The following is a 17,165-nucleotide window of genomic DNA, read 5'->3' as shown; positions in this document are numbered from 1 at the left end:
TTAGTAAATTGTTTGAAAGGGTTGTTGTTAAACTTTTATTTTATTATTTTATTTTTATTTAACTATAATATCTTCTATTATATTAGAAATATCATTATAATCCTCTACCCATATAATATTTATTCCTAATTGTTCAAAGGATTTTTCGTGTAAATCATTATTTATAATATTTACTTTTTTTAAGATATCATTATTTATATTTATATCATTTGAATCATATTTAAAGTTTTTTCTTCTCATGATTGCATAATGTTTTTTCATCTTATTCTTTCTATTAGCTATGGATAAAATTCTTCTTAAATTAGGATCTGTTAATGATAATCCTATCATTAATGTAGTGTTTTCTCTAAGAAAATTTAGTTGTGTTATATTGGTCCATGAATAAGGATCATTATATAAACTATGATATCTATCTTCTGAGAATACTAATAAGCTCTCATATAGCTTTTCATATTGACTTGGGTGACGTGGCAAAAAACCATGCACATGATAAATCCCTAATTTATCTGAGGTCGTATAATCCAGTTCACTATATAGGGAATGATACTGAATGTTATATTTATCAAAATTGTCTTCTAATAAATCATCAAAATTATATGTGACAATAGCTTTAACCCCTACCCCACCTTTTCTCTTTAAACATAATTTTGAAATGCTATCTAATAATTTTGAGTTTCCATTATCTCCGCTTATATTTTTATATAATAAGTTAGCTAAACTTTCTTCAAAAGAATCTCCCAATGTAGCTTTTATAAATGCTGATTGAAGCAATGGTGATTTATTATTTACCTCTTTAATTTGCTTGATTATAAAGTCTGCCTCCTGAGAAGTTATTTTAATATTTTTTTGCTCTAACTCCTTCATTATCATAAGTATCAATAAGTCAGACATTAAATCATTCCAATCACCTATGCCTGCATCTTTTGATATACCAGCACCTAAAAATAATACTAGTTCATCTTTTTTATAAATATTTTTTATCTCATTAATTCTTTCTTTTCTTAGCTCTTTCCAATTATCATTATCATGTATTAATCCCTTATTAACTAAATCATTTACTGTATATTCATGATTATATACATCTTTAATTAAACTTCTAGTATCACTTTCACTTTTCATGGCTTAGTACTCTCTTTCTAAATAGGCTTAGTATTAATTTATGCTTTAGTGTTAAATAAGTATTTTCATATTAATAAATTTATTTTAAATCTAATTTAGTTAGAGTAAGTTTCAGTAATAATTTTGGTCTTATTTGCCTTAATAATATATGTCATTATATAGACTATTAGTAATTACTTAGATTCTTTATATACTACCATTTTATTATTGATATCTTCTTCACAAGAACGCATAGCTAGTATCGTTTCTTCAAATAACTTATCAAGCTCCCATCCTAAATTCTCTGCACCTTGCCTAATTACATCACGAGAACATCCAGCTGCAAACTTTTTGTCCTTAAATTTCTTTTTAATACTTGAAATTTCCATATCCATAACACTTTTAGATGGTCTCATTCTTGCAGCAGCACCTATTAATCCTGTAAGCTCATCAACTGCAAACAGAACCTTTTCCATTTGATGTTCAGGTTTAGGTTGTGGCTTTGAACAAAGACCGTATCCATGGCTGGCTGCAGCTCTAATTAATCTTTCATCTATTCCACGCTCTCTCATAATTTCTTGTGTTTTACTGCAATGTTCTTCTGGATACATTTCAAAATCTAAATCATGCAGTAATCCTACATTAGCCCAAAAATTAGATTCTTCTTCATATCCTAACTTTATTGCAAAATATCTCATAGCACCTTCAACTGTTAAAGCATGCTGGATATGAAATTCTTCCTTATTATATTCTGTAAGCAATTTCCATGCTTCTTCTCTTGTTATCATATCATTTCCTCCCTTTATATTTTATAATTTTAAACTTCAGATAATTTTATAAAAATAACCTAATACTTTTATAAACCGCTCACTTCCCTTATTATATTTATTCATAATTATAACACTTATATAAATAACTGTATATTTATTATAGATATTTATTGATATAATAGTAATTGTAAACACACTATATTAATAATCTTATAAATTTTGAGGGTATGCATAATAATATATACATACCCTCTTCTTATTAACTAAAATAATTTTTTTATTTACTTCTTCTCTTAACTAACTCATATAATGTATGAACTGGAGCACCTGTTCCACCTTTAACAGTTAAGTCAGTTTTCTTATCTGCCCAAGCTGTTCCAGCTATATCTAAGTGTAACCATGGCTTATTTTGAACAAACTCTCCTATAAATAATCCTGCTGTAATAGTACCTGCATTTCTTCCTGGACTATTATTTAAATCAGCTATCTCTGATTTCACCAATTCAGAATATTCTTCAAAAGATGGTAATTGCCAGAACTTTTCACCAGTGTAAGTTGAAGCTTCCTTAAGCTCTCCATAAAATCTATCATTATTTGTAACAACTGCTGTTGTTGTATCTCCAAGAGCTACTAAAGCTGCTCCTGTTAAAGTTGCTAAATCAATAACTTCATTTGCATTTTCTTTTTCTATAACATAATTAACGGCATCTACTAAAGTCAATCTTCCTTCAGCATCTGTATTTCTTATTTCTATAGTCTTACCAGCCATACTTCCTATTATATCACCTGGCTTATAAGCTCCTCCAGAAATCATGTTTTCACAAGCTGCCACAACTGCTACAACATTAACTTTTAATTGTCTATTAGAAATTATAGACATTGCTCCTATAACTGAAGCTGCTCCACCCATATCTGATTTCATATCAACCATTCCTGATGTAGGCTTAATTGAATATCCACCTGAATCATATGTTAAGCCTTTTCCTACAAGACCTAATATTTCTCCTTTTTGTTCTGGATTACCGAAATATCTCATCACTATAAGTTTAGGTTCTTTTTCTGAAGCCTTTGCTACACTATAAAAAGCTTCCATTTTTAGTTCTTTTATCTTTTCAACACCATGAACTTCTACTTCAAATCCATTTTGTTTTCCAGCTTTAACTGCTTCTTCTGCTAAAGTTTCTGGATAAAGAACATTTGCAGGTTCGTTAACTAAATCCCTTGCTAATATTATTCCCTTTGCAACTTCATTTCCTTCTTCTATAGCTGATACTATTTCTGGGGTTGCTTCCTTTAATCCACATCTTGCAATTGAAACTGTTAAATCATTTTCTTCCTTTGAATTTGTTTTATATCTATCAAATTTATATCCAGCTAATTGTGCTGCTATTGTCGCATTTTTTACCATTTCTTCTATTTGTAGCACTTCTGTTTTTGGCAGTCTCAAGAATACTGTGCTAACTTTTAATTCATTTGCTTTTCTTATTGCTTTAGCAGTCACCTTTCTAATTGTATCAACTGTTAAATCTTCTTCTTTTCCTAAACCTAACAATATAATAGTTTGAATTGTTTCATTTACATCTAATGTGAATGTATATAAATCACCTTTTTTTCCATTAAATAAGTTTCTACTTTGAGCTAATAAAATATGTTTATTTAACTCTTCCTTTGGTAAATTAATATTATCTTCAAATAAATAAATTACTTTAATATCTCCTTGCGAACAAGTAAAACTTCTATATGATACCTTCATTTAATCACCTCATCTAAAATATCTTTTTATCATAATAACACTATTATAAAATCTATTCAATGGATAATAATTATTATTTGTTTGAAAAATTTTTTTATTTTAAGAATTGTTTTAATTTATTGTATAAAAACTTTATTTTTGTAAATAATACTAATGTAGATACAAAACCTGTTTAATACAGGTCCCATCCCCCATTTATTTATAAAGCGCTTCGGCGCTTTTTTGTTTTTTAAACTTATTTTTGAATTTTAAAAATTTTATATCATTTATAATATGTAAACAATTAATTAATGATATAATTTATATAAGGCTCTTCTACACAATTAAAATTGAATTTTTTAACCAAGCCTTATTAGTTTTGGTTATTCGAATTATTAAATATATAATAACTTTAGGAGGTTAGATAATTTAAAATGAAAAATAAAAAATTAATTTTAATATCTTTATTATTATCATTTATGCTATTAATTAGTGGTTGTTCTAAATTAAATAAGGCTGAAAAAGCTTTTGAAACATTTTCCCAAAAGTGGACACAAAATGATTATACTGGCATGTATCAAATGTTAAATAATGATTCAAAGGCAATTATTTCAGAAGAAGATTTTACAACAAGATATACTAATATCTTTTCTGCTATAGAAGCTAATAATTTATTAATAGAAATTAATGGCGATAAAGTAAAAGAAGATGATACTATTACGATTCCTTTTAAGCTAAGTATGAATACAATTGCTGGTGATGTTAATATTTCAGATTATAAATTAAATATTATAAAAGAAGATAAAGAATTTAAGATTAAATGGGATGAAAGCTTAATCTTCCCTCAAATGACTAAAGACGATAAAGTAAGAGTTAATGTAATTCCATCAAAGAGAGGTAGTATATTAGATAAAGATGCTAATTTATTAGCTAATGATGGTATTTTAAACACTGTAGGAATTTATCCAGCAAAATTTAATTTATCAAATATTGATGCTAAAATAGCTGAAATAGCCACTACTTTAGATATTAGTGAAGAAAACATAAAAACCAAACTTGATGCAAATACAAATCCTGAACACTTTATTCCATTAGTAGATATATTACCAACAGATTCGAAGTTAAATTCGCTTAGAGGTAGAGCTGAGGACGGAATTCTTATAAAAGAAAAAGCCGGAAGAATATATACTGGTGGTGAAGCCTTTGGACGATTAATTGGCTATATTGGAAGTATAACTGCTGAAGAATTAGAAAATAACAAAGACAATGGATATAATGATACAAGCCTTATAGGTAAAGCTGGATTAGAGCAAGTATACGAAGACACTCTAAGGGGAAAAGATTCTGCTGAAATTTATATAGAACGAGGCGAAGAAAAAATAACTATTGCTAAAAAGGATGGAGAAGATGGAAATGATATTAAACTCTCTATAGATTCAGCACTTCAAAGTAAAATATACAGTGAAATGAATGGAGAAAAAGGAGCTGCTACAGCTGTTAACCCTAAAACTGGAGAAGTATTAGCTATGGTAAGTGCCCCTTCCTTTGATTCAAATGTATTTACAACCTATGTAACTAAAACTCAAAAGTCAAAATGGGAAGAAACAAATAATGCTGATGAAATAAATAGGTTTAATAAAACATATTCTCCTGGATCAACTATGAAACTTTTAACGTCTTCAATTGGGTTAGAAAATAAAATTATTGATTCGAACGCTACAAGAGATATTAAAGGACTATCTTGGCAGAAAGATAGCTCTTGGGGAGATTTTAAAATCACTCGAGTAACTGACCCTGGCAGTCCTGTAAATCTAAAGGATGCTGTTAATCATTCAGATAATATTTATTTTGGTCAAGTCGCTCTAGAATTGGGGAATAATAAATTTATTGAAGGAATTAAAAAATTTGGTATTGGAGAAGAACTAAAATTTGAATATCCTATGGAAGAGTCACAAATTTCTAATGATGGTGATTTAGGTAGAGAAATACTGTTAGCAGATACAGGATATGGACAAGGAGAAATAATGGTAACTCCTTTAAATGTGGCTTTATCTTATAGTGCCCTAGCCAATAATGGAGATATAATGCAGCCTAGATTAGTTATAAGTGAAAACTCTGAATCAAATATTTGGAAGCAAAGCGCTATATTAAAAGATGATTTACCAGCATTAATAAATTCCTTCACCGCATTAATTAATGATTCTGGTGCTACCATCTCTGATGGTGTTGTTCCAGGACATAGGGTAGCTGGTAAAACAGGTACTGCTGAAATAAAAAAATCTCAAGATGATGTTAATGGAACTGAAAATGGATGGTTTGTATCTGTTGATCCAGATACAGCTAAGATTTCATTAGCCATGATTATAGAAGATGTTAAAGATAGGGGACATAGTCATGTAACTGTTCCTAAAGTTAGAAATGTTATGGAATACTATCTTAATAAGTAATTAAAGAATTATTGGGGAATCTCAAATATTTGTTTGAGATTCCTTATTTTATATCTTTTAATCATACTCATTAATTATGTTACTTAATTGAGTCCTATTTTTAGCCCCTATCTTACTCATTATTATAGGCACTATATTTCTAATAGTTCCTTCACTTAAAAATAAGACATAGCCTAAGCTAAGTCTTATAAATAATCATCTATTCTTAATTATCAATTTTCTATTACTTAAATACTACTTTATTATCTTCAAACCTATCAATTATAGCTAAAGATTCAACTCTAGCTCCCATGCCTTCTAAAACACTTCTTCCTTCTTGGAAACCTTTTTCAATAACTATTCCAATTCCAACTAAATTTGCACCTGATTGCTTAACTATATCAATCATTCCCTTAGCTGCACAACCCATTGCTAAAAAGTCATCTATTATTAGTACATTCTCACCTTCACTTAAAAATTGTTTACCTACTCTAACTTTGTAAGTTCTTTTTTTAGTAAATGAATGAACCTCCGATTCATATACTTCTTTATCTAAGTTTAAACTTTCCGTTTTCTTTGCAAAAACTACTGGTGCAAAATCGAAGTATTGAGATGCTATAGCTGCTATTCCAATTCCAGAAGCTTCAATTGTAAGAATTTTATCTACCTTTTGCTCATTAAATCTTTCTCTAAACTCTTGTCCAACTTCATTTAAGAACTTTATATCCATTTGATGATTTAGAAAACAGTCAACCTTAAGTATATTCCCTTCTCTAACTCTTCCTTCATTTATTATTTTTTCTTTTAACTTTTCCATATAATTATCCCCTTTATTACTTTGATTATTTTATAGTATTCCTTAAAAAGATTATCTCTCAAATCTACGCAATAAAGCCAAAGTTAAATACATGGCAATAATTAAATCTTCGTAGTTAGGACATTTACGGTTTCCTAGTAGAGACACTTGAACCATATCTTCAAGCATATACGAATACTATATGTTTATTTTTTTATCTATTATAACACTATTGTAAAATTTTGCGAAGCAAAATTTTTAGTTTGCAGTTCACAAGGCACAGTGCACAGTTGTTTTATTTTTTTAGGTAACAGGTATCAGGTAACAAGTACTAGATGTAAACTATAATTAAAAATTAAGAAACATCTACTTCAAGGTAAGCTTAGGGACAGTAGTTAGTTTTGTGTAGCAAAATAACCTTAATTTTTTCATTCTTTCATTTATAAATTGCTTTGCAATTTATATCATAACCTGTTCCCTGTTACTTTATTCCAAAAACCGTAAACTGTGAACTGTGCGCTGTGAACTGAAAAATGCTTCGCATTTTAAAACTAATATTCTAATTGGCATATTTTATTTTCTTTTAGAGTCTTTCTCACATCAATAATTCTTTGATTACTTGACCCTCTAAATCTTAATCCATCTTCCATCATATCTTTCTCAAATTTACCATCTACTAAAACATCTATATTATTAAGTAGGTCTCTCCAGCCTAATATCTTATCTAAATTGTTTATTATATATTCAAAGGTATATCCTGTATAACTCCATATATTTAAATTAGCTTCTTTAAATTTTTTTGCCATATATGCAAACTTTTCTGCCCTTTCAAAAGGATCCCCCCCACTAAAGGTAACCCCTTTAATAATAGGATTTTTAAGAACATCTTCAATAAGTTCATCCATATTACGATCTTCGCCACCAGAAAAATCGTGGGTATCTGGATTAAAACAACCTTTGCAATTATGCCTACAACCTTGAGAAAAAAATACTCTTCTTATTCCTGGTCCATTAACCAAACTTTCGTAAGCTATTCCTGAAAGTCTTATCATTTTATCCATATAGTACATCCCCTTTATTATCTTCTCTACTTTTTTATCCTCTTTACTTTTTTATTTCCTTTATTTTTGAATTTCTTATTAATAAGCCCCATATGTCCATAACGCCCCTTTATAAACTTGCTTATTATTCTAATACAGAAGATTTATGCTAGTAATTTTCCTTATATAGTTTTATCTTATCACTATATTGTTCTATTATTCCTTTAGTTCTGTTAAAGGATTCTACAACCCTTATCTTTCCTTCTTCTGTTAAGTAATCAGCATCACTTATTGTTGCAGGAACAACTTCATAAAATAATTTTCCGTCTTTCTCGTACCAGTTAACCCAAGTTGGTATATATGTTGGATAATCTACCTTTATCTCATTCGTATCTAAATTTTTACTTAGTTTAACTGACACTATGACTCCATCTTCTGTATAAGGATTCTGTATTCTTTCAGTTCTTTGACTTGATAAAAAATTTCCCATGGAATAAATTACTGCTGTTTCACTATTTCCATCCTCTGATTTTATAATATCTATTGGCTGTAATGAATGTGGATGAGTACCAAAGATTATATCAACTTTTTCATTAGCTAAAAACTTAGCCATTTTTAATTGAGTTGCATTTGGTTCTAGCTCATATTCATCTCCCCAATGCATATAAAAAACAACTACTTCTGCACCCTTATTTCTCATATCAGCTATTTGCTCTTTCATTTCTTGAAGATCTGAATCTAAAGTATCTTCTCTAAATGTATTCATAAGTGGATAAAGTTCTTGTGGAATAACTGCTCCATTTAATCCTCTTGCACCACCCTCTGCTGTCATAGAATAGCTATAGGATACTATCCCAATTTTTATTCCTTCAACCTCTTTTATTATATATCTGTCCTCTGTAGTATCTGCTCTTGTTCCTATTACATCAAAGCCCTTCTCAACTAAAATACTTCTTGTTCTATTAAAACCTCTTACATCTCTGTCTAATGAATGATTATTCATATTATTTACTACATCTACTCCTACCCATTTCATAGCATCTGCTAAATCATCTGGAGCATTAAAGCTTGGATATCCTGAATAACCATAATTCTCTATACCAGAAAGTGTTCCCTCTAAGTTTGCAATAGTTAAACTTGCATCACTTAAATAACTTTTCACATATTGAACAGTATTTTTAAAATCATAACTATCAGTTTCAGAGTTATATTGAGTATCTAATATTTCTTTATGTATTAAGAAATCTCCAGTCGCAACTATTTCTATAGATTTTGTATTGCTTTTATCTTCTATTTCAATATTTTCATTTTCTTTTGTATCATTATCAACATTATCAATGTTCAAATTTTCTTCTTTAGGTTTACTATTTAATAATAATTTTTCTATCTTTGGAATATAAAATATGCCTACAACGGCTATGATTAATATTAATAATAATGGAATAAGCATTTTACCCTTACCTTTACTTTTCATAAATCCCCCTATGTAATGTTTTTATTTTTATTATATACTATTAGATTTAAAAGTAATATGTAAAATAATAACTTTATTATTTTTCTCTGCACGAAAAAAGAGAGTAACAAACTCTCTTTTTAATCATCCATATAAAACTATGCTTTGCGGACTGAATTAAGTCTTCCTCCAGACTTTATTACATTTATCTCTTTTTCTGTTAGATTTATATAAACATTAAACAAGCTTCCATTAGTTAAATTCTTTACTATAGTTTTTCCATTAACTAAAGCTGATTTTATATCTTCTATTACAAGTTCGTCTAGAAGGCCTATCTTATCATAATCCACTTCCGCTTCAAACTCCATTGGTATAATACCATTGTTTATAAGATTAGCTTTGTGAATTCTTGCAAAAGATTTTGCAATTACTGCTTTAACTCCTAAATATAATGGTGCAAGTGCTGCATGCTCCCTACTAGATCCTTGTCCGTAATTATTGCCTGCAACTATTATTCCTCCATTATTTTCCTTAGCTCTCCTTGGGAATTCTTCATCAACTGTATTGAAACAATATTCTGCTAAGTAAGGTATATTAGATCTAAATGGTAAAAGTTTTGAATTAGATGGCATTATATGATCAGTTGTAATATTATCCTCAACTTTAATAAGAACCTTTCCTTCAACCTTATCACCTAATTCCTTATTTACAGGGAAAGGCTTTATATTTGGTCCTCTTACAACTTCTACATCCTCTCCTTCTTTTGCCGGAGAAATTATCATAGAATCATCTATTAAGAATCTTTCTGGCATTTCTACCTTAATATCTAAATCTAACTCCCTTGGATCTGTAAGTACCCCACTTATTGCTGAAACTGCTGCTGTTTCTGGGCTGACTAAATACACTTTGGCAGATAATGTTCCACTTCTACCATAGAAGTTTCTATTAAATGTTCTTAATGATACTCCATCTGTTCCAGGAGCTTGTCCCATACCTATACATGGTCCACAAGAGTTTTCTAATATTCTTGCTCCTGCACTTATTATATCTCCTAAAGCTCCATTTCTAGCTAACATCTCCATAACTTGTCTCGATCCTGGAGCTATAACTAAACTTACATCTTCATGAACTTTATTATCTTTTAAGATTTTAGCTACTTTCATCAAATCTTCATATGAAGAATTTGTACAACTTCCTATAGCAACTTGATCAACCTTAATTTTCCCAATGCTTTCTACTTCTTCAACATTATCAGGACTATGTGGCTTAGCTGCTAGCGGCTTTAATTCATCTAAATTTATTATTATTTCTTCATCGTATACTGCATCTGCGTCAGGTTTAAATTCTATCCAATCATCTTCTCTTCCTTGAGCCTTAAAATACTCTAAAGTCTTTTCATCACTTGGAAATATTGAAGTTGTTGCTCCAAGTTCCGCTCCCATATTTGTAATTGTAGCTCTTTGAGGAACTGAAAGTGTTTTAACTCCTTCTCCTGCATATTCAAAAACTCTAGAAACTCCACCTTTAACAGTTAATTTCCTAAGGACTTCTAGTATTATATCCTTAGCTGAAACCATTGGTTTTAGCTTTCCAATTAAGTTGATTTTGCATACTTTAGGGGTTGCTATATAATAAGCTCCACCGCCCATAGCTAATGCTACATCAAGTCCACCTGCTCCCATTGCAAGCATTCCAACTCCTCCAGCAGTAGGAGTATGACTATCTGATCCTATAAGAGTTTCTCCTGGAACTGAAAATCTTTCTAGAAATACTTGATGACATATTCCATTACCAGGCTTTGAAAAGTAAACTCCATATTTTGAAGCCACGGTTTGTATAAATTTATGATCATCCGCATTTTCAAATCCTTGCTGAAGCATATTATGATCAATAAAAGCTATAGACTTTTTAGTTTTTACTCTATCTATTCCCATTGCTTCTAACTGTAAATATGCCATAGTACCTGTAGAATCTTGAGTTAATGTTCTATCTATTTTTATTCCTATTTCTTTTCCTATATCTATAGTTCCTTCAATTAAATGACTTTTTAATATTTTATAAACTAAATTGTCCCCCATTAACTTATTGCCCCCTTTTTATCTAATTAACCTTTTCTTCTCTCAACCTTAAATATTCCTTATATATTTGAACAAGCTCTTTATCAAATAAACTTCTTTTAAGTCTTACTGAAGTAGATCTTACCATTTCTAATATATCTTTGGCTGAATTGTTATCTAAATCTATTCCATATTCTTTAAACTTATTTATAATTCCAGCTTTGCCAGAGTGTTTCCCTATAACTATTTGTCTTTCTAATCCAACTATTCCTGGATCAAAAGCTTCATAGTTCTTCGGATTTTTTATTGCCCCATCTGCATGAATACCTGATTCATGTGCAAACATATTATCTCCAACAATAGCCTTCCATGCTGGCAATATTCTTCCTGAGGCCCTAGAAACATATTCTGAAACCTCCCTAAACATAGTTGTGCTTATATTACCTCCATAATTATAAACAAACATTAATGCCATTAAAACTTCTTCCAAGGCTGCATTTCCAGCTCTTTCACCTAAACCATTAACAGTTACACCAACATGAGATGCTCCTCCCATAATTCCTGCTATTGCATTTGCAGTTGCCATCCCAAAATCATTATGAGTATGCATTTCAATATCAAAATTTGTTTTAGCATGTAAATATCTTATGTCCTCATTAATTTTAAAAGGCTCCATTATACCTACAGTATCACAATATCTAAATCTATCTGCTCCTGCTTGCTTTGCTACTTCTATGAATTGAATCAAAAACTCTCTATCAGCTCTTGATGCATCTTCTCCATTTACAGATACATATAATCCATTTTTTTTCGCAAATTCCACAGATTTAACCATATTTTCTAGAACCCATCCTCGAGAGGTTTTTAGTTTGTGTTGTATATGAATATCTGAAACTGATATTGATATAGCTACAGCATCGACTCCACAATCTATAGATTCTTCTATATCTTTTATTACTGCTCTATTCCAAGCCATAATGCTTGATTTTTGGTTTCTTTTTACAATTTGTTTTATAGCTTCTTTTTCATCTCCACCCATAGTAGGAATACCTACTTCTAGTTGATCAACTCCAAGTTCGCTTAGCATAGATGCTATTGCAATTTTTTCCTCATTTGCAAAAACAACTCCTGCTGTTTGCTCTCCGTCTCTTAAAGTAGTATCTACAATAAAGACCTCTTTGCCATTATTTAAATTTTTAATAGACATAAGCCTCCCCCTTTAAAATATTACTTATTGCTAATTAACCCCAATGTAAAATATTTTTTATAATAATTAATAACAATTTTATCATATCAAGTAATTACAGACAAGTAAAAAGCGTTTGATTTTTATAAAAATTGCAAGTTTTTATAAAATTATTTCAGTTTAAAATGCTTTTATGTTTTATTTGATTGAAATGCATAGAAAATTTGCAATAAATTTTAAAAATCTTGCACCATTTTTAAAATAAAAAAAGTAGGATTTTTTATATTCCTACTTTTAAATTCGTATATTTATGCATAATTATAGTAATTTATAATTATTTTTTCTATTCCCTAAATGTGATAATCTATCTGCCCTTTCCTCATATTTTCCAGGTCCAAACCTTTCATCTAAGCTTAAATATCCTGTTACTCTTGAAACCCCTTGTATATCTCCGCTTCCACATTCTGGACATTTTCTTTCATTACTACTTAAATGACTACCACAATTCTTACAATATCTTATATGAAAATTTATTCCTATATAACTGATATTAGTATTTTTATATGCATAGTTTAAAATATCCATTATAGCCTCGCCAGATGGACGATCATCTACTTCTAAGTAACTTATATGCCCAGCATTACATAGTTTGTGATAAGTTGCTTCTATATCTATTTTATCTTTTATTGATATAGGATAATTTACAGGTATATGAAAGCTATTAGTATAATAATCCTTATCTGTTACACCTTTAATAGTACCAAAAACTTTTTTATCTTTCTTTATAAATTTACCTGAAAGACCTTCTGCCGGAGTTGCATAACAGCTCCAGTTTAATTTAGTTTCCTCTGTTACCCTATCAATAAACTTTCTTATATGACTTACTATTTTTACTCCTAAATCTTTTGCTTCATTATTTTCTCCATGATGATATCCAATTAATGAAATCAAAGTTTCTGCAAGACCTATAAATCCAATCCCCCAAGTTCCTTGTTTTAATATTGGTTCTATAGAATCTTCCTTTGAAAGCCCCTCTGAGCCCTTCATTAACCCTTGACCTGCAACAAATGGTAAGTCTTTAACCTTTAGTTTTTTTAATATATCATATCTATGCATTAAGGATTCTTTTGCTAGATTTAATCTTTTATCTAGTATATTAAAAAATTCATTTATATCCCCTTTAGCTTGAATTCCTATTCTAGGTAAGTTAATTGTTACTGGAGCAATATTTCCTCTACCTTTACATCCAGGTTCTCCATTTACATTTTTCATTAGGTATGTTCTACATCCCATGGTTGCTGGCATATATCCCATGTCATAATATTCCTTATTAAAGTCAGCATCTATATTCATAAATGTAGGATTCATTCTCTTCGCTGCTACCCTACAAGCTAATTTATATAAGTAATAATATTTATCTTCTGGCTCTCTATTAACCCCCTCTTTAACTCTAAATATTATATTGGGGAATATTGGTTGTTCACCTTTCCCTAAACCTTTTTCATATTCTAATAAAAATACTTCACATATTAATGCTGCATCTTTTGAATAAGGTATTCCTAAGTTAATAGAACTAAATGGTACTTGAGATCCTGCCCTAGAATGCATGGTATTTAAATTATAAATTACTCCCTGCATAGCCTGATGTACTTTTTTTCTTAGCTTTTTTTCTGTCAACTCTTCTATTTTGTTTTTATCTAAACCAAGTTCTTCTAATTCAAGCTTTATTTCTTTTCTTGTTGGCTCAACAAATACAGCCATATCATTATCAAAATCTGGATGTGATTGGCCACCAAACATGTCATTTTGAGTTGATTGTAATAAAATACAGGATAGTTCTGCTGCCGTTTCTATCCTCTTAGGTATTTTTATAGTTCCATATCCAGTATTAAATCCTCTTTCTAATATTTCCTTTGTTGGTATGTGAAGACAATTAGTTGTAAGATTATAACTATCCAAATCATGATAATATAAATCACCATTTTCATGTGCCTTTGCTAAATGTTTTGGCATCATGGCTAAATTATGCCACTTGTTAGATTCAGATGCTATTCTTAGTAGCTTGGAACTAAAATTATTCCCTACATTAGCATTATCTCTATCTGTTTCTATCCCTATTTTTTCTATTGCTCTCATTAAATCAGACTTTATTTCTCTAACCTTTGTTCTTTCTTTTCTATAGCTAGAATATGCTATTTTTATATTTTCATAACCCTTAACTAATAATGCTTTTTCTACTAAATTTTGAATTTCTTCAACAGTTACTTTCTCTTTTTCTAAATCTTCTATGTAATTTATAACTTTTTTTACTATATCTAAAAGTTCACTTTCTTTGAGCTTTTCCCCTACTTCATCTGATGCCTTTTTTATAGCTGTAGCTATCTTAACTGAATTAAAAGAAACTTCTCTGCCATCTCTTTTTACTACATATTGCACTTACAAAACCCCCATTACACAATATCTTGTATTAATCATAGTATCTATTATAGACTCTAAAAATATTCATTTCAAATTATAAGATGGATAGATATCGCTAGATTTATTATTGATTTATGGCATTCTATTCTATATTTGGACTTTTTTATTGCAAATTAAAGTTGACAAATAAGTTTTTACTTAAACAAAACTATATCAATAGTGATATGGTTTTTTTGATTATCAGTATTGATATACATGCTTGTTATGATATAATTTAGATGAATAGAATTTAAAGATATTGATATTATAAAATTATATAAATATATTAAATATTAGGAGGATTTTTATGCAAAAAATAGCCTTAATAGTTGATAGCGCATGCGATCTATCTCTTGAAACCCTTAACGAAAGAAATATTAAACTATTACCACTTAGAATTTCTTATTCAGATAAAGAGTATAAAGATAAAATAGATATCTCTGCTGATGAGATTTATAACAACTTAGAAAAAGAAGTTCCAAAAACTTCATTGCCTAGTGCTGAAATTATGGAAGAAATATTAATGTCATTAGAAGATGAAGGATATACTCATGTTATTGCTATAACTATTTCTAGTGGCTTATCTGGAACCTTCAACTCAATAAGATTAGCATTAGAAGATCACCCTAAATTAACATCTTATGTCTTTGATACTAAGATTCTAGCTATGCCAGAAGGAATTATGGCTTTAGAGGTTTCTGATTTAATTAATAGTGGCAAAAGTTTTGAAGAAATAGTATCTGCTATCCCTAAAATAAGAAAGAGTATTAGCGGATATTTTACAATAAATACTTTGGAATACTTAAAAAAAGGCGGAAGAATAGGCAAAATTTCTGGTACTATAGGAGAAATGTTAAACTTAAAACCTGTTGTTTCTGTTGATGATGACGGGGTTTACTATACTGTTTGTAAGGCCAGAGGAAGAAAACAATCTATATTAAAGCTTACTAACATACTAAAAGATGAACTTTCTTTAGGTCCTTGCAAAGTTTGGGTACTTCAAGGTGGCGCTTTAGAGGAAGCTAAGAAATTTATGGAATCTATAAAAGACTTAAAAAATATAGTTAGTCTTAATATGTCTCAGATAAGTCCAGCTTTAGGAGTTCATGGTGGTCCTGGATTACTTGGCCTAGCAATTCAAAAGGTTTATTAATATGGATGAGTACAATCTTCATCTAAGTAGTATAGAAGATATAAAAGAAGAAGAGAAAAAACTTCACGAAGAGTATAAAAGAAAACTTGCTGAGTTAAAAAAAATTCAAAAGGAAAAGGAATCAGTAGGTCAGGTATTTACTAAAGGACTCCTTCCAATATATGTTCTTCATATACTTAGTATATCACCTTCAAATGGAAATGATATTGCAACCAAAATAGGTGAACGTACTAATGGACTCTGGATTCCTAGTACAGGAGGTATATATCCTCTTTTAAAAAAATTAGAAAAAGAAGAATATGTTATTGGACAATGGGATGATCCTAAAAAAAAGTTTCAAAAAATTTATTCATTAACTCCAAAAGGCAAAAAAGAATATGAAGCTAGAAAAGGACTTTTAAGACCCAAGATCGAAGAAGCTTTAAAAGTTTTTAAAATAATATATAAAGATCTGTATAAATAGATTAATATTAAATTTTTATAGTATTATATTTTTAATTTTGTACAAAATAATACTACTAACTTTTAGGTGGTGTTATTTTGAAAGGAAAAATTATAGACTATAATTATTTTGAAGCATTCGTAGCATTAGAAGATGATACTATTGTTAAGGTGCCACTCACTCAAGTAAATGATTATTTAGGAATAGGTTATGTTGTTAATATTGACTCCAATAATCTAAGCTACAATACCAGCAATCAGCCTAAAATACATCAAGATAAAGTAATTGATTTTTTTTAAAAAAGATGCTTGAAGTTTTCAAGCATCTTTTTATTAGGATACACTAATTGCGTTTACTGGACAACTTGCTTCTGCATCCTTTGCCTCATCTTCTACGTCACTAGGTACATTAGGATTTCTTGCAATTGCTTTACCATCATCATCCATTTCAAATACTGCCTCACAAATTGATGGACATAATCCACATCCAATACAAGTATCTTTATCTACATAAGCCTCCATATTGTTTCTTCCTTTCTTTATTAAACTCAATAAT

General features: G+C 29.4%; 14 protein-coding genes and 1 riboswitch. Of the genes, 4 read left to right on the top strand and 10 right to left on the bottom strand.

What is annotated here, in order from left to right; translation table 11 throughout:
* Nucleotides 1-54 precede the first annotated feature (54 nt).
* From AAT22_RS00720 to AAT22_RS00710, 3 genes are all read right to left on the bottom strand, one after another.
* Nucleotides 55-1,119 carry an SIR2 family protein gene (locus AAT22_RS00720; RefSeq protein ID WP_046999940.1) on the bottom strand — a complete coding sequence of 355 codons (1,065 nt, stop codon included), beginning with the start codon at nt 1,117-1,119 and terminating at the stop codon, nt 55-57.
* Between the two features lie 173 nt (nt 1,120-1,292).
* Nucleotides 1,293-1,886, bottom strand: coding sequence for a hydrolase (locus AAT22_RS00715; RefSeq protein ID WP_046999939.1), 594 nt, complete (start codon nt 1,884-1,886; stop codon nt 1,293-1,295).
* A gap of 259 nt (nt 1,887-2,145) precedes the next feature.
* Entirely contained in the window at nt 2,146-3,621 is a 1,476-nt protein-coding gene (locus AAT22_RS00710) for a leucyl aminopeptidase (protein WP_046999938.1), read from the bottom strand.
* Between the two features lie 413 nt (nt 3,622-4,034).
* Here AAT22_RS00710 and AAT22_RS00705 point away from each other — a divergent pair, with 413 nt between their 5' ends.
* On the top strand, nt 4,035-6,047 hold the full coding sequence (locus tag AAT22_RS00705) for a penicillin-binding transpeptidase domain-containing protein (RefSeq protein ID WP_046999937.1): 2,013 nt from the start codon (nt 4,035-4,037) through the stop codon (nt 6,045-6,047).
* A gap of 223 nt (nt 6,048-6,270) precedes the next feature.
* On the opposite strand, the gene AAT22_RS00700 is transcribed toward AAT22_RS00705, so the two are convergent.
* From AAT22_RS00700 to AAT22_RS00675, 6 genes are all read right to left on the bottom strand, one after another.
* Nucleotides 6,271-6,843, bottom strand: coding sequence for a xanthine phosphoribosyltransferase (locus AAT22_RS00700; RefSeq protein WP_046999936.1), 573 nt, complete (start codon nt 6,841-6,843; stop codon nt 6,271-6,273).
* Between the two features lie 92 nt (nt 6,844-6,935).
* Nucleotides 6,936-7,037, bottom strand: a riboswitch (purine riboswitch).
* Between the two features lie 336 nt (nt 7,038-7,373).
* Nucleotides 7,374-7,883, bottom strand: coding sequence for an anaerobic ribonucleoside-triphosphate reductase activating protein (nrdG, locus tag AAT22_RS00695; protein WP_046999935.1), 510 nt, complete (start codon nt 7,881-7,883; stop codon nt 7,374-7,376).
* A 148-nt stretch (nt 7,884-8,031) separates the two neighbouring features.
* Nucleotides 8,032-9,336 (bottom strand): CapA family protein, encoded by a 1,305-nt coding sequence (locus AAT22_RS00690; RefSeq protein ID WP_046999934.1) that lies wholly within the window; start codon nt 9,334-9,336, stop codon nt 8,032-8,034.
* A gap of 137 nt (nt 9,337-9,473) precedes the next feature.
* On the bottom strand, nt 9,474-11,393 hold the full coding sequence (locus AAT22_RS00685; protein WP_016206890.1) for an aconitate hydratase: 1,920 nt from the start codon (nt 11,391-11,393) through the stop codon (nt 9,474-9,476).
* Nucleotides 11,394-11,415: 22 nt separating this feature from the next.
* On the bottom strand, nt 11,416-12,579 hold the full coding sequence (gene nifV / locus AAT22_RS00680) for a homocitrate synthase (RefSeq protein ID WP_046999933.1): 1,164 nt from the start codon (nt 12,577-12,579) through the stop codon (nt 11,416-11,418).
* A gap of 297 nt (nt 12,580-12,876) precedes the next feature.
* The gene (locus tag AAT22_RS00675) at nt 12,877-14,994 is read right to left on the bottom strand and encodes an anaerobic ribonucleoside triphosphate reductase (RefSeq protein ID WP_046999932.1); all 2,118 of its coding nucleotides are present in this window, start codon (nt 14,992-14,994) and stop codon (nt 12,877-12,879) included.
* Between the two features lie 328 nt (nt 14,995-15,322).
* Here AAT22_RS00675 and AAT22_RS00670 point away from each other — a divergent pair, with 328 nt between their 5' ends.
* The 3 genes from AAT22_RS00670 to AAT22_RS00660 all read left to right on the top strand — a co-directional run bounded on the left by AAT22_RS00670 (nt 15,323) and on the right by AAT22_RS00660 (nt 16,909).
* Entirely contained in the window at nt 15,323-16,168 is an 846-nt protein-coding gene (locus AAT22_RS00670) for a DegV family protein (RefSeq protein WP_016206893.1), read from the top strand.
* A 1-nt stretch (nt 16,169) separates the two neighbouring features.
* A complete protein-coding gene (locus AAT22_RS00665) occupies nt 16,170-16,631 on the top strand; it encodes a PadR family transcriptional regulator (RefSeq protein WP_016206894.1) in 462 nt (153 codons plus the stop codon).
* 77 nt (nt 16,632-16,708) lie between these two features.
* Entirely contained in the window at nt 16,709-16,909 is a 201-nt protein-coding gene (locus tag AAT22_RS00660; protein ID WP_016206895.1) for a hypothetical protein, read from the top strand.
* Between the two features lie 33 nt (nt 16,910-16,942).
* On the opposite strand, the gene AAT22_RS00655 is transcribed toward AAT22_RS00660, so the two are convergent.
* Nucleotides 16,943-17,131, bottom strand: coding sequence for a ferredoxin (locus tag AAT22_RS00655; protein ID WP_016206896.1), 189 nt, complete (start codon nt 17,129-17,131; stop codon nt 16,943-16,945).
* Nucleotides 17,132-17,165: the final 34 nt, after the last annotated feature.

This window comes from Clostridium sp. C8 (assembly GCF_001010885.1).
In the GTDB taxonomy this organism is placed as follows: Bacteria; Bacillota; Clostridia; order Clostridiales; family Clostridiaceae; genus Clostridium; species Clostridium sartagoforme.
Note: the sequence above shows the minus strand (reverse complement) of the source record. Positions and strands in the feature narration are given on the sequence as shown.